We start from the raw sequence: 20,848 nt of genomic DNA on the forward strand, positions 1-20,848 counted from the left end.
CCCCTCAGGTGACGCGCACTGCCAAGCAGCGCACTCCGTACAAGTTGTTTCAGGTTAGCCGAAAGCCCGCAGGCAGACAACGCCAGATCGATGACGAGAGAGACTTCAGCGAGCAGCTGAGTAGGGAAGTACGCGGTCCATCCGCGCGTTCGTTGTCGAGACGAGACTCGACCGAGCCAAGCTCTGCTTTTCATGCAGACAAGCGCTCACAGCCAGCCATGAGCCGGCCATCAAAACCACCAACACCTACAACTCAAATATCCGCCCCATCCCCGCCCACTTCTCCCCTTCAGGCGTCCAGGGCGTAGGCGCCTGAAACTTCCACATCAACTCTTCCCACTCCCGGATCTTCGGATCGCCCTGTGACGCAAGCGCCATCGCCTCAGCGTCATACCGCGCGTCATCCGTCTCCATCAGCATCACCATTCGCGTGCCAAGCCGATAGATCTCCATACCCGTCACCCCATGCGCATGCAGATGCGCGCGCACTTCGGGCCAGATGCTGCGGTGATACGCCTCGTATTCCGCAATCAGCTTCGGATCATCCTTCAGGTCCAGGGCAAGGCAGTGGCGCATGGGCAGCTCGTTCGTTCCGGTGGAAAAAAGATCAGGTCAACGCCCGATCCAGATGCGTATACCCGCCATCGACAAACACCCACTGCCCCGTCGTATGCGAGGCCTGCTCCGACAGCAGAAACACGACCGTATTCGCAATCTCCTGCGGCGTCGTCATCCGCCGCCCCAGCGGAATCTTGTCGGTGATGGTCGCGAGCTTGCGGTCGGGTTCGTCGAAAGCCGAGATCCAGCGCTGGTACAGCGGCGTCATCACCTCGGCCGGAATCACCGCGTTGACGCGCACGCCATCCTCCAGCAGCGACGCGGCCCACTCGCGCGTCAGCGACAGCTGCGCGCCCTTGGCCGCCGTGTAGCCGCTGGTGTTGCCCTGCCCCGTCACCGCGGTCTTCGACGAGATGTTGACGATGGCGCCCTTGCTGGCCTTCAGGTGCCGCAGGCAGAAATGCGCCATCACATAGCAATGCACGAGGTTGCGTTCGAGCGACGCAACGAAAGCCTCGCGCCCGGCTTCGAGGCCCACGCTGTCGTTCACGCCGGCGTTGTTGACGAGCCCGTCGATGCGGCCGAACTCGGCGACAGTGCTTTCGATGGCCTTGGCGCAAGCGGCTTCCTCCATCAGCTCGAACTGGATGAACAACGCGCGCGGCTGCAGTGCGCGCAGCTCTTCTTCAAAAGGCGCATCAAGCGGGTTCTTGCCGAAGATCACCGGCACCGCCCCTTCGCGCGCCAGCGTGAGCGAGATGGCCGCGCCGATGCCGCTGCCGCCGCCGGTCACGATCACCACCTTGTCTTTCAGATGCAGGTCCATGGTTGTGCAGTGCCTTTGCTTTTCTTCTGTTCCGTTCATCCGCGAAAGCGGTAGCGTTCGAGCGATTCGGGTTTCATGGTGATGGAGAAGCCCGCGCCCTTCGGCGGCATGTACGCCGCGCCGCGAATCTCGCAGGGCTCGACGAAGTGTTCATGCAGGTGGTCGACGTACTCGATCACCCGGCCCTCGCGCTTGCCCGATATACAGAGGTAATCGATCATCGACAGGTGCTGCACGTACTCGCACAGGCCCACGCCGCCGGCATGCGGGCACACGGGCAGCTTGTACTTCGCGGCCATGAGCATCACCGCCAGGATCTCGTTCACGCCACCGAGCCGGCACGCGTCGATCTGCACCACATCGATGGCGCCGCGCATGATGAACTGCTTGAACATGATGCGGTTCTGGCACATCTCGCCGGTGGCCACCTTCACCACGGGCGCAATGCCTTCGCGGATCTTGCGGTGGCCTTCCACGTCGTCGGGGCTGGTCGGCTCTTCGATGAACCAGGGCTTGGCAAAGGCCAGTTGGCGCACCCAGTCGATGGCCTGGTCGACCTCCCAGACCTGGTTGGCGTCGATCATCAGATGGCGATCGGGCCCGAGCACTTCGCGCGCCGCGGTCAGGCGGCGAATGTCGTCCTGCAGGTCGCGGCCCACCTTGAGCTTGATGTGGTTGAAGCCCGCGTCGACGGCCTCTTGCGCCAGCCGCCGCAGCTTCTCGTCGGAGTAGCCGAGCCAGCCAGCCGAGGTGGTGTAACAGGGGTAGCCCTCGGCCTGCAGCGTGGCAACGCGTTCGGCCTTGCCAACAGCCGCATCGCGCAGCAACGCGAGCGCTTCTTCGGGCGTGATGCAGTCGGTGATGTAGCGAAAGTCGATGCAGCGCACCAGCGCCTCGGGGCTCATGTCGGCCACCAGTTGCCACACGGGCTTGCCTTCGGACTTGGCCCACAGGTCCCACATCGCATTGACGACCGCACCGGTCGCCAGGTGGATCGCGCCCTTGTCGGGGCCGATCCATCGCAACTGGCTGTCGGAGGTGATGTGTCGCCAGAAGCGCCCCATGTCCTGCGCCACCCATTGCAGATCGAGCCCCACGACCAGATGGCGCATGGCCTCGATGGCCGCGCAGCAGATCTCGTTGCCGCGGCCGATGGTGAAGGTCAGGCCGTGGCCTTCGAGGCCGGGCTGGTCGGTTTCGAGCACGACATACGCCGCGGAGTAATCCGGGTCGGGGTTCATCGCGTCGGAGCCGTCGAGCTGCTGCGAGGTGGGAAAGCGCACGTCGAGGACGCGCATCGATCGAACGATGGTCATGAGGTCTTCCGGGCCTTCGTGAAAAGAATCAGTCGTACAGCACCGCGGCGATCTTCGGGTCTGCGATGTTGGTCTTGTCGTACCAGAAGAACCCGGTGTCGACGACCTTGGGCAGCTTCTCGCCCTTGATCGCCTTCACGGCCATCTCGACGGTCTTGTAGCCCATGCCCACGGGGTTCTGCGTGATGGCGCCAGCCATGCTGCCGTCGATGATGGCGTTCTTCTGCTGCTTGCCGGAGTCGTAGCCGATGATGACGACCTTGCCGTTGCGCTTCATCTCCTTCACGCCGTTGACCACGCCGATGGCAGAGCCTTCGTTGGCACCGAAGATGCCCTTGAGGTTGGGCGAGGCCTGCAGGATCGACTTGGTGATCTCGGTCGACTTGAGCTGGTCACCGCCGCCGTACTGCACGCTCACGATCTTGATGTTCGGGTAGGTCGACTTGATGCGGTTCACGAAACCGTCGCGCCGGTCCACGCCGGTGCGGCTGGTCTGGTCGTGCACCACCAGTGCGACTTCACCGCTCTTGCCGATCAGCTCGGCCATCTTGTCGGCGGCCAGTGCGGCGGCTGCCTTGTTGTCTGTCGTCGTGGTGGTGACGGGGATGTCGCTGTCCACGCCCGAGTCGAAGGCCACCACCGGAATCTTCGCGGCCTGCGCCTTCTTCAGCAACGGAATGGCGGCCTGGCTGTCGAGCGCGGCGAAGCCGATGGCCTGCGGCTTCTTGGCCAACGCGGCGGAGAGCATGTCGATCTGCTTGTCGACCATCGCCTCGGTCTCGGGGCCTTCGAAGGTGACCTTGACCTTGAGGTCTTTCGCGGCCTGCTCGGCACCCGATTTCACGGCCTGCCAGAACTGGTGCTGGAAGCCCTTGGACACGAGCGGTATGTAGATCTCTTGCGCCTGCTGCGCGTGCGCCGCGAAGCCCGACAGGCCGATGAGGGCTGCACCCAAGGTGGTCGCGACTGCTCTTCTCTGGATCATGCAAAGTCTCCTGTGGTTGTAGAAATCAGCTCACTGCTTGCTGCCGCTTCGGCGGCGCAAGATGTCGGCGTACACGGCCAGAATGATGATCACGCCGGTGACCACCGTCTGCCACTCCTGCGCGACCGAAAGAATGCGCAGTCCGTTGGTCAACACGCTCATGATGAAGGCGCCGATGATCGTGCCGACGATGGTGCCGGTGCCGCCGCTGAGCGATGTACCGCCGATGACCACCGCCGCGATCGCATCGAGTTCGTAGCCCTGCCCCAACGCGGGCTGCGCCGAGTTCAGGCGCGAGGCAATCAGCAGGCCCGCAATGCCGCAGATGCCACCGCTCACCGTGTAGACAATGACCTTCCAGAAGTCGGTGTTGACGCCCGACAGGCGCACTGCTTCTTCGTTGCTGCCCAGTGCGAAGGTGTAGCGCCCGAGGATGGTCTTGTTGAGCACGATGCTCGCGGCAATCGCCACCAAAAACAGGATGAGCACCGCGTTCGGAATCGGCAGCGACGGAATGAAGTAGCCGATCAGCGAGTCCTGCGAGATGGCCGAAAAATTCGGCGTGTCGTTGAAGTAGATCGGCTTGGTGCCCGAGATCACCAGCGACAGGCCCTTGAGCAGCATCATCATGCCGAGCGTGGCAATGAAGGGCGGGATCTTCAGCTTGGCGATCAGTACGCCCGACACGAAGCCGGCCAGCGCGCCGAAGAAGATGGCGGCCGCGATGCCGAGCGCTAGCGGCATGCCCATGTAGGTGAGCACCACGCCGGCCATGACGGCGCAGAAGGTCATCAGCGTGCCCACCGACAGGTCGATGCCCGCCGTGATGATGACGAAGGTGCAGGCAATGGCCAGCACGCCGTTCACGGCCGTCGACTGAAGAATGCTCACAAGGTTGTCGGCCTGCAGGAACTGCGGCGACGCAATGCTGAAGAACACCATCAGCACGATCAGGCTGGCAAAGGCCAGCATCTTCTGCCGCGTGGCCGGGCGAAAGAGCCGCGCCTTCAACGAAAAGCCCGGCGTGGCGGCGGTGGTGGCGGTGGGGGTCGTCAAGAAGTGTCTCCTGTCGTATTCAATCAATGGGCGATGGCGGGAGCGGCTTCGCGGCGGGTGGCGAGCTGCATGATCTTTTCTTGCGAGGCCTCGCGCCCCGACAGCTCGCCGGTGATGCGGCCTTCGCACATCACCAGCACGCGGTGGCTCACGCGCAAGATCTCGGGCAGCTCCGATGAGATGATCACGATGGCCTTGCCCTGCTCGGCCAGCGCATGGAGCAGGCGGTAGATCTCCGCCTTGGCACCCACGTCGATGCCGCGTGTGGGTTCATCGAAAAAGAGCACGCTGCAGTCGCGCAGCAGCCACTTGGCAATCACGATCTTCTGCTGGTTGCCGCCCGAGAGCAGCCGCACCTGCTGATGCACCGAAGGCGTCTTGATGCTGAGCTGCTTCACATAGCGCTGGCCGGCGGCCTCGATGGCGGCTTGGTCGAGAAAGACGCCCATCGACACGAACTTCTTCATGCTCGGCAGCACGATGTTGGTTTCGACGTCCATGCCGGTGGCCAGGCCGAAATGCTTGCGGTCTTCCGAGAGGTAGCCGATGCCGTGCGACACCGCGTCTTGCGGCGACTTGATCGACACCTTCCTGCCACGCACATGGACTTCGCCCGCGTCGATGGCATCGGCGCCGAACACGGCCCGCGCCAGCTCGGTGCGGCCCGCGCCCATGAGCCCGGCGAAGCCCAGGATCTCGCCCTTGCGCAGCACGAAGCTCGCGTTGCGCACCATCGTGCCGCGCGTGATGCCGCGAGCCTCCAGCACGATTTCGTTGCCCGAGGTGTCGGGAAAATCGTTCTCCACCTCGGTGAGCTGGCGCCCGACCATCATGGCAATGAGCGAGTCCATCGGCGTCTCGGCCATCGGCACGGTGGCGATGTACTGGCCGTCGCGCATCACGGTCACGCGGTCGGCAATGCGCTTGAGCTCATCCATCTTGTGCGAGATGTAGACCACGGCCACGCCCTGCGACCTGAGCTGTCCGATGATGCGGAACAGGTCGGCCACCTCCTCGTTGTTCAGCGCGGCAGTGGGCTCGTCCATGATGAGCACGCGCGAATCGAACGAGAGCGCCTTGGCGATCTCCACCATCTGCTGCTTGGCCACCGTGAGTTCGCCCACGGGCGTCTGCGGATCGAGCCGCAGGTTCATGCGCTCGAAGATACGCTGCGTCTCGGCGCGCATGGCGTCTTCGTCGATGAAGAGGCCCAGGCGTCCGCGCGGCTCGCGTCCGATGAAGATGTTCTGCGCCGCGCTCAGGTGGTTCATCAGGTTCAGCTCCTGATGGATGATCCCGATGCCCAGCGCCTGCGCAGCGCGCGGGCTCGCGATGTCCACGGGCTGGCCGTCGAACAGCACCTCGCCGGAGTCCTTGCGGTAGACGCCCGCGAGCACCTTCATCAGCGTGGACTTACCGGCGCCGTTCTCGCCCATGAGGGCATGCACCTCGCCGGGCAGCAGATCGAACTGCGCCTTGTCGAGTGCGCGCACACCGGCAAAAGACTTGCACAGGTCGCGGATGGTGACGATGGGTTGCTGCATGCGGTGCTCAGGCGGGCTGAAGGTCGTAGAAGCGCTGCGCCGTGCCGCGCCAGACTTGCGTCTGCTCGCCGGCCGACAGCTGCGTGATGAAGGCCTGGCTCACCGCGATCCAGCCTGCGTAGTCGCCGGCCAGCGTGAGCACGGGCCAGTCGCTGCCCCACATGAGGCGGGCCGGGCCGAAGCATTCGACGAGGTGCTCCCACACCGGGCGCACCGCGCTCACGGCCGCATCGATACGACCGTGCGTAGATGGCGGCGCCTCGCCCCAAAGCCCCGAGAACTTGCAGCACACCTGCGGCAGCGCGGCGATTGCGGCGATGTCGTTGCGCCACTGCGCAAAGGCCTCGCCGTCGTGCGCGCCCACGGGGGGTTTGGCGGCATGGTCGATCACCACGGGCAACTGCGGCCAGTCTTTCAGGAAGCGCAGCAGCGGCGCCAGGTGTCTCGGCTTCACCAGCGCATCGAAGCGCAGGCCGAGCTGAACGAGTGCCTGCACCGCATCGCGATGCGGCATGCGCGCGATCCAGTCGTCGTCGGGCAGGTCTTGCAGCATCGGCCGCACGCCCTTGAACTTCGGGTGCCGTGCCATGCGCTCCAACGAAGCGGCGGCATCGGGCTTGGCCAGGTCGACCCAGCCGACCACGCCGCCGATGGCTTCGTGCCCGGTCGCGAGTTCGAGCATGAAGCCGGTTTCGGCTTCCGAGTCGGCCGCCTGCACCAGCACCGTCTGCACGACGTCGTGCGCCTTCAGCAGCGGCACCAGGTCTTGCGGCATGAAGTCGCGCACCAGCGGCGCCAGCGCCGGCACGTCGGCGCGCAGCCACGCGTAGTCGCCGCGCGCGGGCCGCCAGAAATGCTGGTGCGAGTCGATGCGTGTGGCCATGCGGTTCAGGTCATCGGCAGCGGAGCGTGGGTCCATGGCAAGGCATTCATTCAGATCGCGAGGGCGTCGTCAATCGATGCGAACAGCGTTGCGATGCGGTCGTGTTGAAGCTAGATGTCATGGGCCCGCCTATTGCGTCAGGTCGACGCGATCAATCTGAAAGTACGCACCCGACACCTTCTTGAGCACCAAGGTATGCGAACCCGCCGGCAGGCCCGACACGCTGTAGATCGTTCTCTGGCCCTTGTAGACGGCGACGGCCGGGATCGTCATGGCCTGCGCCGTTGCACCATCGAGCGCGCTCGAGAATTGCACCGCCGCCGTATCGACGGGTGCGAGCACGCGGATGCCGGTCCCGTTGAAGGTGACGCTCATCGCGTCGCCGTTTGCCTGGGTGTAGTGAACGTCGAAGTTGAAGTCGCCCGACGCGGGGTTGCGCCCGGTCGAGCGGCCCCAGCTGCTCGTGTAGGCGATGCCCGTCCAATCGTCGTTGTGCACGGCCAGCGACGGGAAGAGCAGGTCGAACTCGGTCATCACGTTGTTCCGCCGGACCTTCACATGCAGCTTGCCGTTCGCGGCCTCTGCGCCAAGGGCGGCGTTCAGGTCGTTGCTGTCCACGATGTCCTTCACCTGGCCGGCCACCGTGGCCTGCAGAAAGACGTCGTTGGCGAGCACGCCGCTGTTTGCCGCGTCCGAGCCTGCCAGCACGGATTGCACCAGCACGCCCGCCACGCTCGGCAGGCCGGCCGCGGAGCGCTCGCCCTCGGTCTCCACCGACTTGACCTTGGCGCCCAGGAAATCCGACGGCGTTTCCAGCACCACCACCTGGATGTTCGCTGGGTCGAAGATCGGCTTCAGCGCCCTGGGCTTGAGCCGTGGGTCCTGCACGCCGAACTTGTCCATCGCGAAGTTCTGGAAGCCGACCGCCAGGGCCGGCGAACTGGCCGCGACGGTGAAGTCGCCGTTCAGGGCGTCGGCAAACATCGGATCGCCCGAGACCTTGGAGTTGGCATCCCAGCCCAATGCCTGTGCGGCCTTCAGCGCGGCGGTGGTCGGCAGCAGGTTGTTGTCGACCAGCTCGCCGTTGTTGCCGGTACCGATACCGATCGGCTGGTAGGCCCCCATCACGATGTTCTTCTCGAAGTGGTCCAGGCTTTTGGCAAACCACACGTGCGCATGGAAGGTGTTGTTCACCAGGATGTTGTTGCGGTTGATGCGCTTGAAGCCTTCGCGGTTCTTCAGTCCGCCCTGGAGCAGCACGTTGTTCTCGATCACGTAGTTGCTCGAGCCGTCGTCCAGGTCGATGTCCCAGCTGCCGGCGAAGCCGCGAAAGCGGTTGTTGCGGATCGTGGTGGGGTCCATCGCGTCCAGGTAGGGCATCTCGGGGTGCGCGGCGAGGTCTGCGTTGGCGTTGCCCGAATTGCCCGGCGGCAGTTGGCCCCAGTACCGGTCGCGGCCCCACGAGTTGAAAGCGCCGTGGTCGCCGGTCTCCAGCACCGTGTCGAACACGTCGTTGAACTCGAGCACATGGCCGCCCCAGGTGCCGTCGCCGATGTTGATGCCTGCGCGCGGCGTGCCGTAGATGCTGTTGCTGCGCACCGTGATGTGCGAAGACATCGAGATTTCCACGCCGGTCGCCTGCTTCTCCCGGGTGCCGATGTCGTGGATCAGGTTGTTTTCTGCAATGGACTGGGACGGATACGCATTGGTCTTCGGGCCGGGTGTCTTGTCCATGTCCGCATAGGACGTCCTGTCGGCATATTGAAAACCGGGCGAGCGAACCGCATCGGGCGAACCGACGAAGAGAATCGCGCTCGCGCCGATGTCCGAGATCTCGTTGCCCCGCACGGCCACGCCGCGGTTGTAGCCGCTGACGAACACGGCGTTGCCGCCCATGGAATACATGTCGTTGCCTGCAATTTCCAGATCCTTGCCGCCTTCGATGTAGATGGCACCGCCGCGAAAGACCTTCCAGTCGCTGCGCAGCAAGGGCTCGGTGGTCTTCATGAAGGTGTTGCCGGTCTGCGTCAGCGTCAGGCCCTTGATGGCCACGTCATGGATCGGCGTCGCCTCGGACCCCTTCAACACGATCAGTTGCTCGACCAGCCCCTGGTCGGCGCCACCGCTCACCTCGACCTTCGCGCCCGTCGGATCGAAGCCCGCCTTGGGAATGAAGTAGAGCTTTTTCGCCGCGACGTCATGGAACCACTCCTGCGGCGCATCGAGCTCCTCGAAGATGTTCTCGACGAAGCTGACGCTCCAGTTCGGCCCCTGCTCCATGCGGTTGTTGCCGGTCCCCTCGCTCAGGTTGAGCGTGTTGTCGGCATTCTTGCCGTTGATCCGGTAGTGAATGTCGCCCCATTCGGCGTTCAGCATGACGTGCGCATACCCGCCCTTGGGGTTGTGCCATCTCGCGACCCGCGCCTGCGCCGTCGCGGCTGCGCTGCCGTTGAAGAAGTGCTTCGTCGTGCTGGACAGGTCGCGCGGCTGGAAGTTGGGAAAGCGCGCCCGAATCTGGCGTTCGCCGTTGACATAGAGATCGTCGAAATCGGTGCCGTCGGTGGCGGCGGTCCAGCGGCCGCTGCCATCCGGCCCCGTCCATGCCAGCACGCCCAGATTTCTCGCCCCACTGACGACCGCCTTCTTGCCGGGCACCGCGGTGATGGTGAAGGGCTTGCCCGGCGCACCCGAAAGCTCGGGGCCCAGCACGATGGTCGACGCCAGGTAGTGCGTGCCTTCGTCCAGGAAGATCGTGCGCCCCGCGGGCGCCAGGCCGCCGGCACCGGCCTGTGCATCGCTGGTGGCCTTCGACACCGCCTGCTTCAGCGTGGCGAAGGGCTTGGCTTGCGTGCCGGGGTTTTGATCGTTGCCGGTGGGAGAGACATAAAGGTTCGTCATGTCCACCGGCGTGGCCGGATCGACCGGGGCCACGGGGTTGCCACCGCCACTGCCATCGCCACCACTGCCGCCACCTCCTCCGGCAACAGGCGGCGGAAAGAAGCCGCCACCGCCGCTTCCGCCGCCGCAACCCTGCAGCCCGAACATCAGAACCATCGCAGCCACTGCAACGCCGATGAAGGAAGGCCAGCGCCATTCCTTCTTGCGCGTTGCAGGCGCGAACACAGCACATCCAGTCATCATTTTTTTAGACTCCCCTGGTGATTGCGGTGATGCCTGCCGGCCGGCGTCAGAACGAGTGGCTCATCCCGAAGTACGTTCCTGTTTGCCTGCCGCCTGCGGGCGGGTTGTTGTTGGTGGCTTCCACCGAGAAATTGGCGGTCGCGCTGTTGTAGACCTTGCCCACCGACGCATAGAGCAAGGTGCGCTTGGACAGCGCGTAGTTGGCCCCCAGCATGAACAGGTTGGCGCTGCCCGCGTTGCGGTTCTGCGTGACGCGGAACATGGAGCCGATCAGGGTCAGCCAGGGCGTGACCTTGTAGTTGGCACCGACCCAGTAGTGCGTGGCCTTGCTCGGCGCGTTGAGCGGCGCGTCGGGCGCCGACAGGCGCTGGTAGCCGGCGAACATCTTCAGGTCGTCGAAGGTGGCGGTGCCGCCGAGTGTGAACTCCTTGGACGTGTTGAACAGGTCGGAGTACTTGCCGTTCTTGTCGCGCGCCACGTCGTAGATGGCGCGCACCTCGTACGAAGACGCGGCATAGACCAGCGAGATGCCGTCCTTGCGCAGCTTGGTGAAGCCGTCGGTCTGCTCGCCAAGGCCCGTCTGCACGGTGGCGCTGAAGCCGCCCCAGGTCGGCGTCGTGTATTCGATGCCGTTGTCGTTGCCCTGCCAGTTGCGCCCGCGCACCAGCGTGGCGGTGCCGATGAACTGCTGGCCCGTGGGGTCGATGTACCAGACGTCGTTGGCGATCGCCAGGTTCTTGCCCAGCACCAGCTTGCCCCAGTAGTCCTGCAGGCCGACATACGCGCGCCGGTTGAGCAGCAGGTTGTCCCCGTTGGGCTTGGCCGCGGGCAAATCGAAGCCGCCTTCCAGCACGAACAGCGCGGCCATGCCGCCGCCCAGGTCTTCGGTGCCCTTGATGCCCAGCATGCTGGTGCCCCACTGGTTGCCGGCGTGGCGCCACAAGGTGCCGCCGCCCTTGCCCGCGTCGTTGGCGATGTTGTTCTGGTAATCGAGGCCTGCCACCACGCGACCGTAGAGCGTCACGCTGCTTTGGGCCTGGGCGCTCGTCGCGCCGATGCCAAGGCAGGTGCACGCGACACCAACAGCCATGGCGATGGATCGGACATTCATCTTCTCGTCTCCTTCATGGGTCCTGAAACAGGAATCGGCGACCAGAGGTGGGCCCTGGTGTGTGACAGCTTTTGGCCTTACCAATTTTGGTATGACCACTTTGCCACGATGAAGAATTGGCCTTACCAGAATAAACCCTCTCCGGGTTTCCTCGCAAGAAAGAAGGCGTATAGCGCGCAAGTTCGCCGCGCCGGTGGTGTCAAACTGGCATGACCAGATCGCCAGCTTCGCTCTTTAGCCGACCCCCATGCATCCCCCCGCCAAACCCGCCGACACCCGAAGGCTCTACCAACAGATCGCGGACCAGATCCGGGCCTTCATCCGCAACGGCAACCTGCCCTCGGGCGCGCGGCTGCCTCCGGAACGCGAACTGGCCTTGCAGCTGGGCGTGTCCCGGCCTTCGCTGCGCGAAGCGCTGATCGCCCTGGAGATCGACGGGCGCATCGAGATACGGATGGGTTCGGGCGTCTACGTGTGCGCGACGCAGGACGCGTCCGAGCACGCAACGCCGGCGGTCGGCGAGAGCCCGTCGGAAATGATGCAGGCCCGCGCGATGCTCGAAGGCGCGGTGGTCACGCTGGCCTCGGCCCGCGTCACCTCACACCACTTGGACCGCGTGAAGAGTTGCCTGGAAGACATGCGCCAGGACGGCCTGCACGGCCGCACGCAGATCGAGAACGACCGGCGCTTTCACCTCACCATCGCGGAGATGACGGGCAACTCCGTGCTGGTCAGGCTGGTCGGCGAACTCTTCGATGGGCGGCACAGCCCGATCTCGTCGCGCATGAGTGCACGCGCGGAAGACTCGCAAGCCTGGAAGGCCGCGTTCGTCGAGCACGAGGCGATCTATCGCGCGCTGGAGGCACGCGACCCGCAGGCCGCCGTGGCGGCGATGCTGCATCACCTGAGCGCATCGCATGCGCGATGGACGGGGGAAGCGCCCGCGCCGTCCCCCTGACGGGGCGCCCTTCCCCGTCATTGCGTCATTGCGTCATTGCGTCATTGCAGAGCGGCTAGTCCGCGTAGACGCCGGCCGCCTTGATGATGGGCGTCCACTTGGCGATCTCGTCGATCACGAACTTCTTGTGGCCCGCAGGTTCGATGCGGCCATCGGTCGCGACCACGGCGCCCAGCAGTTCTTCGCGATGGATGAAGTCCGGGTCTTTCAGCGCCACCTTCAACGCATCGTTCAGCTTCTTCAACACCGGCGCAGGCGTGCCCTTGGGCGCGTACAGGCCGTGCCAGATCGTGACCTGGAAATTCTTCAGGCCCGCCTCGTCGAGCGTGGGCAGGTCTTTCAGCATCGGCAACGCGAGCCGCTTGGGCGTGGTCACCGCGAAGGCCTTCACCTTGCCGGCCTGGATCTGCGGCGTGGTGTTGGTGGTCTGGTCGCACAGCAGGTCGATCTGGCCGCCGATCAGGTCGGTGATGGCCGGCGCCGTGCCCTTGTACGGAACGGCCGTCATCTCGGTCTTGGTCGCGCTCTGGTACAGCAGCCCGCACAGGTGCGAGGCCGAACCCACGCCGGCATTGCCGATGTTGATCTTGCCCTTGTTGGCCGCGATCCAGCTCGTCAGTTCCTTGTAGTTGGCCGCGGGAATGCTCGGCTTGGAAATCAGCGTCATGGGCACGTCGTTGACGATGCCCAGGTATTCGAAATCGCTCTCGACCTTGAACGGCAGGTTGCGCACCAGGCTCGGCACGGTCGCCATCGCGATGTGGTTGAGCAGCAGCGTGTAGCCGTCGGGCGTGGCGCGCGCCACCTTGGCCGCGCCGATGGAGCTGCCCGCGCCGGGCACGTTGTCGATGATGACGGTGCCGCCGCCCAGCGGCTTGCGCAGTGCCTCGGCCAGGTCGCGCGCCACGCGGTCGGTGGGGCCACCGGCCGCGAAGGGCACGACGATGGTCACGGACTTGCCGGCCGGAAAGTCTTGCGCGTGGGCGCCGGCAGCAATGGCGAGCGCCGCAAGGGCGAACAGTTTCTTCATGGAGTCTCCGTCGGGTTGGGATGAATAAAGAGAAATCAGGGCGCGCGCGAAGGCACGCGGCTTTCGAGCGCGGGCGCTTGCCACGCAGGCTGGATGCGGCAGCCGTTCTTGCCGTCGGTGTCGTAGCGCGGCATCAATGCCTTGCAACGCTGCACGAGGCCTTCGGGCGTGGGCTTCTCACCCTTGTCGATCCAGTCGAGCAGCGCGCCGAACAACGCGGGGTATTCCGAATCGCTCAGGTAGCTGTGCTCGTGCTCGTCGCTGAAGCTCTGCACCAGGCGGTCGCCGGTGCCGGCCGCGTCGCGGATGCGGCGATAGGCGTTCTCGAGTTCGACGAACGCGGTCGGGTCGTCGATGGCATGCAGCCCGACCGTGGGCAGCGCGGTGCGGCCGGTGGGCTGGCTGTCGGCCGCCAGTGCGCCCTTGGCCTGCGGATCGGCCGCATAGCGCAACACGCCGGCATTGAGCGCCGCATCGTCGGCCGAGCCCTGGTAGACCACGCCGATGTTGCCGAAGGGGTTGCGGCCGCCCAGCCGCTTTTGCACCAGGTCCTGGAACAGCCACGTCGCCCACGCGAGGTGGCTGACCAGCGAGCGCTCCGGAATCTTCACGACCGAGAGGATGGTCTTGAGCCGCGCCGCCTGTTCGGGCGTGCGCTGCGCCGCCGGCAGGCCGACGCCGGTGCACGCCTTCACGCGCGCGGCGAGGTCGGCGCGCGTGAGCTTCGAATCCATCGGCAGGCCCATCCACAGCGGGTACTGCGGTTCGTCGGGCCTGGGGTGGTTGCGGCAGACGTACTGGTAGACCACGCGCAGGTCGAGCCGGAAGTCGTAGTTGTTGTTGCCCCCGCCGATCACGCCGCTCGTGAGCAGCAGGCCGTCGTAGGGGCTCTTCGGCATCGCCGCATCGCCCGCGGGTGCGTACAGCTCGGCCGCCTTGGCGGCCACGCCGCCGCCGTAGCTCTGCCCGTGCAGCAGCGTGCGATGCGGCTGTCCGAAGTGGCGCACGAAGATCTGGCGCAGGCGCTCGGTGTCTTCGGCCGCCATCGTCACGCCGTAGCCGCCGCGCCGGTAGGTCGAGCCGGCCCAGGCGTAGCCCGCCTTCACGGTGACGGCCCAGCGCTTGAGGTCTTCCTCGCTGCGCGCCAATTGGGGCGGGCCGGTCTCGGGGCCGCCGTGGGCGTGCATGACGAGCACGCGGTTCGCGTCCTTCGCCCATCCGCCCGGAATCGCGATCCAGTAGAGGGCACCGGTGCCGTCTTCACCCGTGTAGCAGCGCGCGGTGTCGGGCACCGGTGCCGGACAGGCGGCCGCCCTGGGTGCCATCGGCGCGGCTTTCACGGCCTGCGCGGACAGCAGCGGTGCCGCGCCGAGCAAGGCGAATGCGGCCAGGCGGGACAGTTGTTTTTTCAATGGCGTACTCCGAGTTCCAGCGCCGCATTCGATCCCGGGGCGGAAACGAATGCCAGGACGCCGCTGTTGAAGATGAAATTGCCGGGCCGGCCCGCATCGGCCTGCGCCACGCCGGGCACCGGTGCGTCGTAGCTCAGGGCCGCGGCCGCGCCACCGAGATTGAACCCGCTGCCCGTCACGGTCGCATCATGGTTCTCCCCCTTCACGCTCAGCATCGCGTAGCTTCCGTCGGCCGCGCCGGACGCAAGGCTCTGCGCCCGCGCAAGCACACGCAGGCCCACGCTGGTGGCCGATTCGCGCACCAGGTGCAGCGGCACCGTGGCACCGTTGACCAGCCCGACCACCATCGAGCCGCTGAGCGCGCCGCCGCTCGTGGCGGCCGGGTCGCCCGGCGGAGTCGTGAAGACGTCGAACGCGCCATGGCTCGCGTTGTAGGCGATGTAGCCCTTCTCTGTGCCGGTGCAGTTGGCAACGTAGAGCATGAAGCTCTTCGACGTCGTGTCGCGGCAGTACTGGAAGCTGCCTTCGGCGCGCAGCTTCATCGCCGCGCCGTAAGCAGAGACACCGTCCTTGTCCTGCACCACGCCCGCCGCGTTGAAGGTGGCGGCGATGGCCTTGAAGTCGCTGGCGCCCGTGCTGTCGTAGGTGTTCTGAAAGGCCAGCAGCGGCGCGAAGCCACCGCCCGCTGGCGCATCCACGCCGCCCGACAGCACACCGCCAGCCCCGAAACTGAAGACCGGGCCGTTGGTACCGCTCGAATAGCTGCAACTGCCCTGCGACACCAGCGTGCCGTTGCGCTGGATGCCGGTGCGGCCCTGCGCGCTCGCATCGATGGTCACGGTGTAGGCCATGGTGGCCGGGTTGACCTGCACACGCAGCTCTTCACCGAAGCTGTTGCCGCCCTTGTAGGTGGCGACGGACGCGGGCAGGTTCGGGCAGGCCAGCGGGTTTCCGACCTCGGTCACGCAGCTGTAGTTGACGGCCGCATCGAGGCTGCCGCTGCCGCGGTACTTGGGCCACGACGGAAACAGGCACAGCGGCCGCGTGCGGCCGTAGGTGCCGGCCACAGCGTCCACGGCCACGCCGGTGGCGGGCGCCAACCCGGCCTCGACCCAGCCTTCGAGCGCGGCGAGCGAATCCCAGTTGGGAATGAAGCTGCCGGTGCCGTGGCCCATGCCGGGCACGGTGTAGAAGCGCACGCTCTGGTCGACGGCCGCCTGGCCCACGGTGGCGATGAGCTGCTTGTAGTAGTCGATGGTCGAGTTCGGGCTGATCACTTCGTCGGCCAGGCCGTGCAGCATGATGAGCCGGCCGCCGTGCGCGAAGAACGGCGCCAGGTTCGGGTTGGTCGCGTCGGTGAGATTCGACACCTCGGTCACCCGCGCGGCATAGCTGCCGGGGTTCTGCGGATCGAAGGTCAGCGTGTCGAAGGTTGCGATGCGCGTGACGAAGTACTTCACCCACTGGTCGCCGGTGACGTACATGTTGGCGTCGGTCGAGGTGGCCGGATTGTTCGGCACCTTCGACGAGCCGAGGTTGCGCGTGGTGAAGGGCCCCGCCACCAGTGCACCTTCGAGCAGGTTGTAGCCGCCCGCGCGCTTGACGCCGTTGGCCAGCGAATAGGTCGTGAAGTCGAGCGGCGACTCGATGGCCTGCACGGTGGCGATCTGCGCATCCGACAGGCAGGTGTTGCCCGTGTCCGCGCCGCCGGGGCAGCGCAGCGAAGCCAGGATCTGCGTGTTCAGTTGCCTGCAGCTTTCGACGTTGCTCACGATGTTGTCGACCGCGCCGTCGAGCTTGTCGCAAGCCTGCATCGCGGCCTTCTGCACCATCAGCGTCTTGGCCACGCTCATCCAGCCGGCACCGCCGTTGTTGTACAGCGCGCGCCCCACCGCCACGTTCGACAGCCGCGTGCCGGTGTAGTTGAGCGCGGGCTCGTTGGCGATCACGCCGTCGTAGTCCAGCGGCCAGCGCTGGATGTAGCTGAGCGCGTCGCGCCCGCCGGTCGAGGTGCCGAGAAAGTAGGCGTGCTTGGGCGCGACGCCATAGCGCGCGAGCACCAACGCCTGCGCCACGTCGCGCGTCTTCTTGAGCGACTGGCCGCCGTAGTTGGCAAGCTGTTCGTCGTTGGCCGCGAAGCGCCCGTCAGTGATGCTGCTCGACTGGTGGCCCGAGTCGTCGCCGTAGGTGGCGTAGCCGAGCGCCAGCGGCGCGGGCTTGCCCGCAGGGCCGAATCGGATGACCTCGGTGCCGTCGATGAGCACGCCGTCGAAGCCGCCACCGCCGAAGTGGATGGTCTTCTGGTTCCACTTCTCGGGCAGGTTGACGGCGAAGTTGATCGCCCCCGCGCTGGCATCGATGGGCTGGATGGTGCCGCGCACGCGGCAGTAGTCGCCCAGCACGTTGCCGGCATCGCCCGCCGCCACCGGCGTGGCGCTGGTGACGGTGGCGCCCTGCGTGGGCAGGCTGATCAGCGCGGCGGGCAGGCTCTTGCCGGCCAGGTCCGCGCACGACAGCAACGGCTGCACGGGCGGTGGCGGGTTGCCGGGAGGGTTGTCGGGCGGATTGCCCGGCGGGTTGGCAGGTGGGTCGGCGGGCGGGTTGTTGCCGCTCGCGGGAGGGTTCGCGGGCAGGCTCGGGAAGAAGCCCGAGCCCCCTCCTCCCCCGCCACCGCAGGCGGCGAGCACGAGCGACATGCCGATCGCCGGGCCGAACGAACGGCACGCACGAAGGGCGCGATGAATCATCGATGCGGGGCGCGGTGAGCGCATGGTCTTGTCTCCGGCATGCAGCCTCGCTGGGCTGCTTTTTGAATGGGCGGCCGGACGATAGATTCACGAGTGACTTCGGGTCAAATAAAATAAAGAGGCACTCTTGATATGAAAAACATATGGACATCCGGGCACTGAGGTACTTCGTGGCCGTCGCGGGCACCGGCCACATGACGCGCGCCGCCGAGCAACTGGGCATTCAGCAGCCACCGCTGAGCCAGCAGATCAAGGCACTCGAACGCGAGCTGGGCGTGCTGCTGTTCAAGCGCCATCCGCGCGGCGTGGCGCTCACCGACGCGGGCCGGTTGTTCCAGGTCGAGGCACTGCGCATGCTGCAGGACATGGACGCCATGAAGCAGCGCATGGCGCGCGTGGCCAACGGGCAGGCCGGCACGCTCGCGGTCGGCTTCACGAGTTCGGCGGCCGCGCACCGCTTCATGCCCGAGGCACTGCGCGCCTTTCGCCGCGCGCACCCCGACGTGGAACTGCAGCTGCGCGAAGACAACGCGGCCGAGGTGACCGAGGCACTGGCCGCGGGCCGGCTGCACTGCGGCCTGCTGCGCGTGCCGGTGGCGCGCCCCGAGGGCTTGCTGTTCGAAACGCTGCTGCGCGAGCCCGTGCTGGTCGCCATGCCGAGCGACCATCGCTTCGCGGTCGCGGCCGGCAAGAAGTCTTCCCGGCCGCTGCCGCTGTCGAAGCTGTGCGAGGAAGGCATCATCCTCGTGCGCCGTCCGGGCGCGCCCGGCCTCTATGCCGAGCTGCTCGCGCTGTGTCACGCCAAGGGCCTGCGCCCGCGCGTGGTGGCCGAAGTCGATCGCATGATGACCAACCTGAACCTCGTGGCCGCAGGCGTCGGCCTGTCGGTGGTGCCGGCCTCGATGACCGGCGTGCACGCGCACGCCATCGCCTACACGCGGCTGGCCGATGGCGGCCAGCTCGACGCGCCGCTCACGCTGGTGTCGCGCGCCGAAGAAGACAACCTGCCCGCGCAGCATTTCGCGGCGCTGCTGCGCAAGCTCGCGGCCAAGAATCCAGGGTCATGACCGTGCCACCGCTGCAGCGCCGCCACTTCATGCGCCGCGTGAGCGTCGGGCTCGCGGCCGTGTGCGCGTTGCCGCGCCTGTCGTACGCGGCGTCGCCGCCGTGGCCGCATCGCCCGGTGCGGCTGATCGTGGTCTACCCGCCCGGCGGCGTGAGCGACGGCATGGCGCGCGTGCTGGCCGATCCGCTCGCGCAGTCGCTCGGCGTGCCGGTGCTGATCGAGAACCGCCCCGGCGCGGGCGGTAGCCTCGGCATGGATGCGCTCGCGCGTGCCACGCCCGATGGCTGCACGTTGGCCTTTTCGGCCATCAGCCCGCTCACGCTGCACCCGCTGATCGCGCGTGTGCCGTATGACCCGCTGCGCGCCTTCGCACCGGTGGCCAGCGTGATGCGCACGCCGGTGCTGGTGGTAGGCACGCAGGCCTTCACCGGCCGCGGCTTCGGCGAGCTGATCGCGCAGGCACGCAGCCGGCCCGGCGCAGTGCGCTGGGCCACGTCGGGCGTGGCGACCATCGGCCACATGGTGCTTGCGCAGGTGCGCATGCAAAGCCGCACCGACATCACGCACATCCCCTACCAGGGCGGCGGGCCACAGCTCAACGACGCGCTCGGCGGGCAGTTCGAGGTGCTGTCGACCAACGTCGCGGCGCAGCAGTTGCAGTACATCGAGGGCGGACGCTTCCAGGCGCTGGCGGTCGGCGCGCCCGCGCGCATCGAGGCGCTGCCCGCGGTGCCGACACTGGCGGAACTCGGTTTTGAAAAAGCGAATCGCGACTCTCTGTTCGGTATCTTCGCGCCGGCCCACACGCCGGCGTCGGTGGTGCAACGCCTGAACCTCGAGATCAACCGCGTGTTGCGCAGCGACGCCGTGCTCGCGCGTTTGCGCGGCGCCTACAACCTGCCGGCCGGCGGCGGCATCGAAGACTTCGCGCACGAGATCACGCTCGACCGGCGACGCAACCGCGAACTGGTGGCGGGAGACCGCTCGCAGTTCGACTGATTCGCCGCCTGGCCTGTCAGTTGCCTGCCGTCCAGAGGCGCGGGTAGTCCTTCACGAAGCCGTCGGGTGTGACGCCCAGCACCGCCGCGTAGTCGAAGCGCTTCGCCTCGTAGGCGTACTCGCTCTCGCTGCGCCGCTCGTAGCGTTGCATGAGTTCGCTCAGCACGCCGCCACCGTCCAGGTCGACCCATGCCGCCGGTGCATCGGCGCTCTCGCCTTTCGCAAGATTGAGCCGGCGCAACTGCAGCAGGTTGGTGGCGGGCGTGAAGCCCAGGTCGAGATCGACGCAGTGCGACATGTCGGACACCGCTTCGTCATTGAGCTTCCAGTGGCCGCGCGCATCGCGGGTGATCGACAGGTCGATGGCCGAGTCGCCGAGCCAGCCGCGCACGGTGCCCCATTGGGTGTGCCAGAGCAGGTCGCAGCGCACGCGGTAGTGCAGCTGGCCGATGCGACCGTCTTCCATTCGGAACACGGCACCGCCATCGAGTTGCCAGGCCGAGGCATTGCGTTCGAGGCGGCAGGCGTCGTGGCCCGGTGCATCGAGCCTGCGCCAGAGAATGGAGGCGACGGTTTGCATGGCGCGGATGATGGACCGGCGTGCTGCGGTGCGCAAGCCTTGCCCCTTCGCCTTCGCAGGTGGCAGTCAGGTTCGGGCGCTAGCGTCGGCGGCGCATGTTGCCGCCCACCCACACCGAGCCGAGCGATCCACGCGAAGCGCCTCCCCTACAGCCCGCGCCGCCCGCGCCGCGCGTGCTCGACCTGATCGACCGCGCCGCGATGCCGCTCGCCCTCGCCATCGCGGTGCTGCTCTTCCTGCAATGGCCGTTGCGCGACCTCGCGGGCTCTGGCAACGGCCCGACGCAGGCGAACGATCTCGCGCAGTGGCTGTTCGCGCTTTATGTGGCGGTGGCGTTGCGGCATGCGGGGCGGCGCGGGGCGCACCTCGTGGCCCGGCCCGACCTCGCCGCCGACACCACCGGCCGCTTCGCGCGGCTGCGCCGCATCGGCGCGGCACTGTGCGTGCTGCCGTGGGCGCTGTTCCTGATCGTGACGGCCACCGTGCCGGTGGTGCGCGCGGTGATGGCGATGGAGCTGTTCCCCGACACCTTCAACCCCGGCTATTTCATGATCAAGGTCGCGCTGCTGCTGCTCGCCGTGCTGCTGGCGGTGCAGAGCGTGCTCGACCTCTGGCACGAACGCAGGCCCGCGTAAG

The 20,848-nt window shown here is 66.5% G+C and carries 17 protein-coding genes; 4 read left to right on the forward strand and 13 right to left on the reverse strand.

The genetic code is table 11. The annotated features are described in order from the left end of the window. Nucleotides 1-246: 246 nt before the first annotated feature. The 9 genes from ACGLHS_RS28700 to ACGLHS_RS28740 form a co-directional block, all read right to left on the reverse strand. Nucleotides 247-576 carry an L-rhamnose mutarotase gene (locus ACGLHS_RS28700; protein ID WP_394485239.1) on the reverse strand — a complete coding sequence of 110 codons (330 nt, stop codon included), beginning with the start codon at nt 574-576 and terminating at the stop codon, nt 247-249. Between the two features lie 31 nt (nt 577-607). Beyond that, nucleotides 608-1,384, reverse strand: a complete 777-nt coding sequence (locus ACGLHS_RS28705; protein WP_394485240.1) for an SDR family oxidoreductase — start codon at nt 1,382-1,384, stop codon at nt 608-610. Nucleotides 1,385-1,419: 35 nt separating this feature from the next. Then, nucleotides 1,420-2,700: an L-fuconate dehydratase gene (locus ACGLHS_RS28710; RefSeq protein WP_394485241.1), complete on the reverse strand. Its 1,281-nt coding sequence runs from the start codon at nt 2,698-2,700 to the stop codon at nt 1,420-1,422. Nucleotides 2,701-2,728: 28 nt separating this feature from the next. After that, nucleotides 2,729-3,685 carry an ABC transporter substrate-binding protein gene (locus tag ACGLHS_RS28715; RefSeq protein ID WP_394485242.1) on the reverse strand — a complete coding sequence of 319 codons (957 nt, stop codon included), beginning with the start codon at nt 3,683-3,685 and terminating at the stop codon, nt 2,729-2,731. Nucleotides 3,686-3,715: 30 nt separating this feature from the next. Next, the gene (locus ACGLHS_RS28720) at nt 3,716-4,741 is read right to left on the reverse strand and encodes an ABC transporter permease (RefSeq protein WP_394485244.1); all 1,026 of its coding nucleotides are present in this window, start codon (nt 4,739-4,741) and stop codon (nt 3,716-3,718) included. Between the two features lie 23 nt (nt 4,742-4,764). Further along, nucleotides 4,765-6,285 (reverse strand): sugar ABC transporter ATP-binding protein, encoded by a 1,521-nt coding sequence (locus ACGLHS_RS28725; protein WP_394485245.1) that lies wholly within the window; start codon nt 6,283-6,285, stop codon nt 4,765-4,767. A 7-nt stretch (nt 6,286-6,292) separates the two neighbouring features. Next, nucleotides 6,293-7,168 (reverse strand): amidohydrolase family protein, encoded by an 876-nt coding sequence (locus ACGLHS_RS28730; protein WP_394485409.1) that lies wholly within the window; start codon nt 7,166-7,168, stop codon nt 6,293-6,295. A gap of 129 nt (nt 7,169-7,297) precedes the next feature. Next, nucleotides 7,298-10,306 (reverse strand): right-handed parallel beta-helix repeat-containing protein, encoded by a 3,009-nt coding sequence (locus tag ACGLHS_RS28735; protein WP_394485246.1) that lies wholly within the window; start codon nt 10,304-10,306, stop codon nt 7,298-7,300. Between the two features lie 49 nt (nt 10,307-10,355). After that, nucleotides 10,356-11,420: a porin gene (locus ACGLHS_RS28740; RefSeq protein ID WP_394485247.1), complete on the reverse strand. Its 1,065-nt coding sequence runs from the start codon at nt 11,418-11,420 to the stop codon at nt 10,356-10,358. 247 nt (nt 11,421-11,667) lie between these two features. Here ACGLHS_RS28740 and ACGLHS_RS28745 point away from each other — a divergent pair, with 247 nt between their 5' ends. Then, the gene (locus ACGLHS_RS28745) at nt 11,668-12,378 is read left to right on the forward strand and encodes a FadR/GntR family transcriptional regulator (protein WP_394485248.1); all 711 of its coding nucleotides are present in this window, start codon (nt 11,668-11,670) and stop codon (nt 12,376-12,378) included. Between the two features lie 55 nt (nt 12,379-12,433). Here ACGLHS_RS28745 and ACGLHS_RS28750 read toward each other — a convergent pair whose 3' ends face one another. From ACGLHS_RS28750 to ACGLHS_RS28760, 3 genes are read right to left on the reverse strand one after another with little or no spacing between them, the layout of a single operon-like run. Next, nucleotides 12,434-13,408 (reverse strand): tripartite tricarboxylate transporter substrate-binding protein, encoded by a 975-nt coding sequence (locus ACGLHS_RS28750; protein ID WP_394485249.1) that lies wholly within the window; start codon nt 13,406-13,408, stop codon nt 12,434-12,436. Nucleotides 13,409-13,443: 35 nt separating this feature from the next. Next, nucleotides 13,444-14,820, reverse strand: a complete 1,377-nt coding sequence (locus ACGLHS_RS28755; RefSeq protein WP_394485250.1) for a hypothetical protein — start codon at nt 14,818-14,820, stop codon at nt 13,444-13,446. Further along, nucleotides 14,817-17,591 carry a tannase/feruloyl esterase family alpha/beta hydrolase gene (locus ACGLHS_RS28760; RefSeq protein WP_394485251.1) on the reverse strand — a complete coding sequence of 925 codons (2,775 nt, stop codon included), beginning with the start codon at nt 17,589-17,591 and terminating at the stop codon, nt 14,817-14,819. Before ACGLHS_RS28760 ends, ACGLHS_RS28755 begins: the two co-directional genes overlap by 4 nt. A gap of 119 nt (nt 17,592-17,710) precedes the next feature. On the opposite strand from ACGLHS_RS28760, the gene ACGLHS_RS28765 reads away from it, so the two are divergent. Continuing rightward, entirely contained in the window at nt 17,711-18,634 is a 924-nt protein-coding gene (locus ACGLHS_RS28765; protein WP_394485252.1) for a LysR substrate-binding domain-containing protein, read from the forward strand. Next, entirely contained in the window at nt 18,631-19,632 is a 1,002-nt protein-coding gene (locus ACGLHS_RS28770) for a Bug family tripartite tricarboxylate transporter substrate binding protein (protein WP_394485253.1), read from the forward strand. Before ACGLHS_RS28765 ends, ACGLHS_RS28770 begins: the two co-directional genes overlap by 4 nt. A gap of 16 nt (nt 19,633-19,648) precedes the next feature. Here ACGLHS_RS28770 and ACGLHS_RS28775 read toward each other — a convergent pair whose 3' ends face one another. Next, the gene (locus tag ACGLHS_RS28775) at nt 19,649-20,212 is read right to left on the reverse strand and encodes a putative glycolipid-binding domain-containing protein (protein ID WP_093246160.1); all 564 of its coding nucleotides are present in this window, start codon (nt 20,210-20,212) and stop codon (nt 19,649-19,651) included. A gap of 95 nt (nt 20,213-20,307) precedes the next feature. Between ACGLHS_RS28775 and ACGLHS_RS28780 the strand changes: the two genes are divergently transcribed. Beyond that, on the forward strand, nt 20,308-20,847 hold the full coding sequence (locus ACGLHS_RS28780) for a C4-dicarboxylate ABC transporter substrate-binding protein (protein WP_394485254.1): 540 nt from the start codon (nt 20,308-20,310) through the stop codon (nt 20,845-20,847). Nucleotide 20,848 lies beyond the last annotated feature (1 nt).

Source organism: Variovorax sp. VaC1, assembly GCF_043658315.1.
In the GTDB taxonomy this organism is placed as follows: domain Bacteria; phylum Pseudomonadota; class Gammaproteobacteria; order Burkholderiales; family Burkholderiaceae_C; genus Variovorax.

Coding starts and splice junctions, on each gene's coding strand:
- ACGLHS_RS28700 (WP_394485239.1), bottom strand. CDS start 576: ATGCGCCACTGCCTTGCCCTGGACCTGAAGGATGATCCGAAGCTGATT.
- ACGLHS_RS28705 (WP_394485240.1), bottom strand. CDS start 1,384: ATGGACCTGCATCTGAAAGACAAGGTGGTGATCGTGACCGGCGGCGGC.
- ACGLHS_RS28710 (WP_394485241.1), bottom strand. CDS start 2,700: ATGACCATCGTTCGATCGATGCGCGTCCTCGACGTGCGCTTTCCCACC.
- ACGLHS_RS28715 (WP_394485242.1), bottom strand. CDS start 3,685: ATGATCCAGAGAAGAGCAGTCGCGACCACCTTGGGTGCAGCCCTCATC.
- ACGLHS_RS28725 (WP_394485245.1), bottom strand. CDS start 6,285: ATGCAGCAACCCATCGTCACCATCCGCGACCTGTGCAAGTCTTTTGCC.
- ACGLHS_RS28730 (WP_394485409.1), bottom strand. CDS start 7,168: ATGGCCACACGCATCGACTCGCACCAGCATTTCTGGCGGCCCGCGCGC.
- ACGLHS_RS28735 (WP_394485246.1), bottom strand. CDS start 10,306: ATGACTGGATGTGCTGTGTTCGCGCCTGCAACGCGCAAGAAGGAATGG.
- ACGLHS_RS28740 (WP_394485247.1), bottom strand. CDS start 11,420: ATGAATGTCCGATCCATCGCCATGGCTGTTGGTGTCGCGTGCACCTGC.
- ACGLHS_RS28745 (WP_394485248.1), top strand. CDS start 11,668: ATGCATCCCCCCGCCAAACCCGCCGACACCCGAAGGCTCTACCAACAG.
- ACGLHS_RS28750 (WP_394485249.1), bottom strand. CDS start 13,408: ATGAAGAAACTGTTCGCCCTTGCGGCGCTCGCCATTGCTGCCGGCGCC.
- ACGLHS_RS28760 (WP_394485251.1), bottom strand. CDS start 17,591: ATGCGCTCACCGCGCCCCGCATCGATGATTCATCGCGCCCTTCGTGCG.
- ACGLHS_RS28765 (WP_394485252.1), top strand. CDS start 17,711: ATGGACATCCGGGCACTGAGGTACTTCGTGGCCGTCGCGGGCACCGGC.
- ACGLHS_RS28770 (WP_394485253.1), top strand. CDS start 18,631: ATGACCGTGCCACCGCTGCAGCGCCGCCACTTCATGCGCCGCGTGAGC.
- ACGLHS_RS28775 (WP_093246160.1), bottom strand. CDS start 20,212: ATGCAAACCGTCGCCTCCATTCTCTGGCGCAGGCTCGATGCACCGGGC.
- ACGLHS_RS28780 (WP_394485254.1), top strand. CDS start 20,308: ATGTTGCCGCCCACCCACACCGAGCCGAGCGATCCACGCGAAGCGCCT.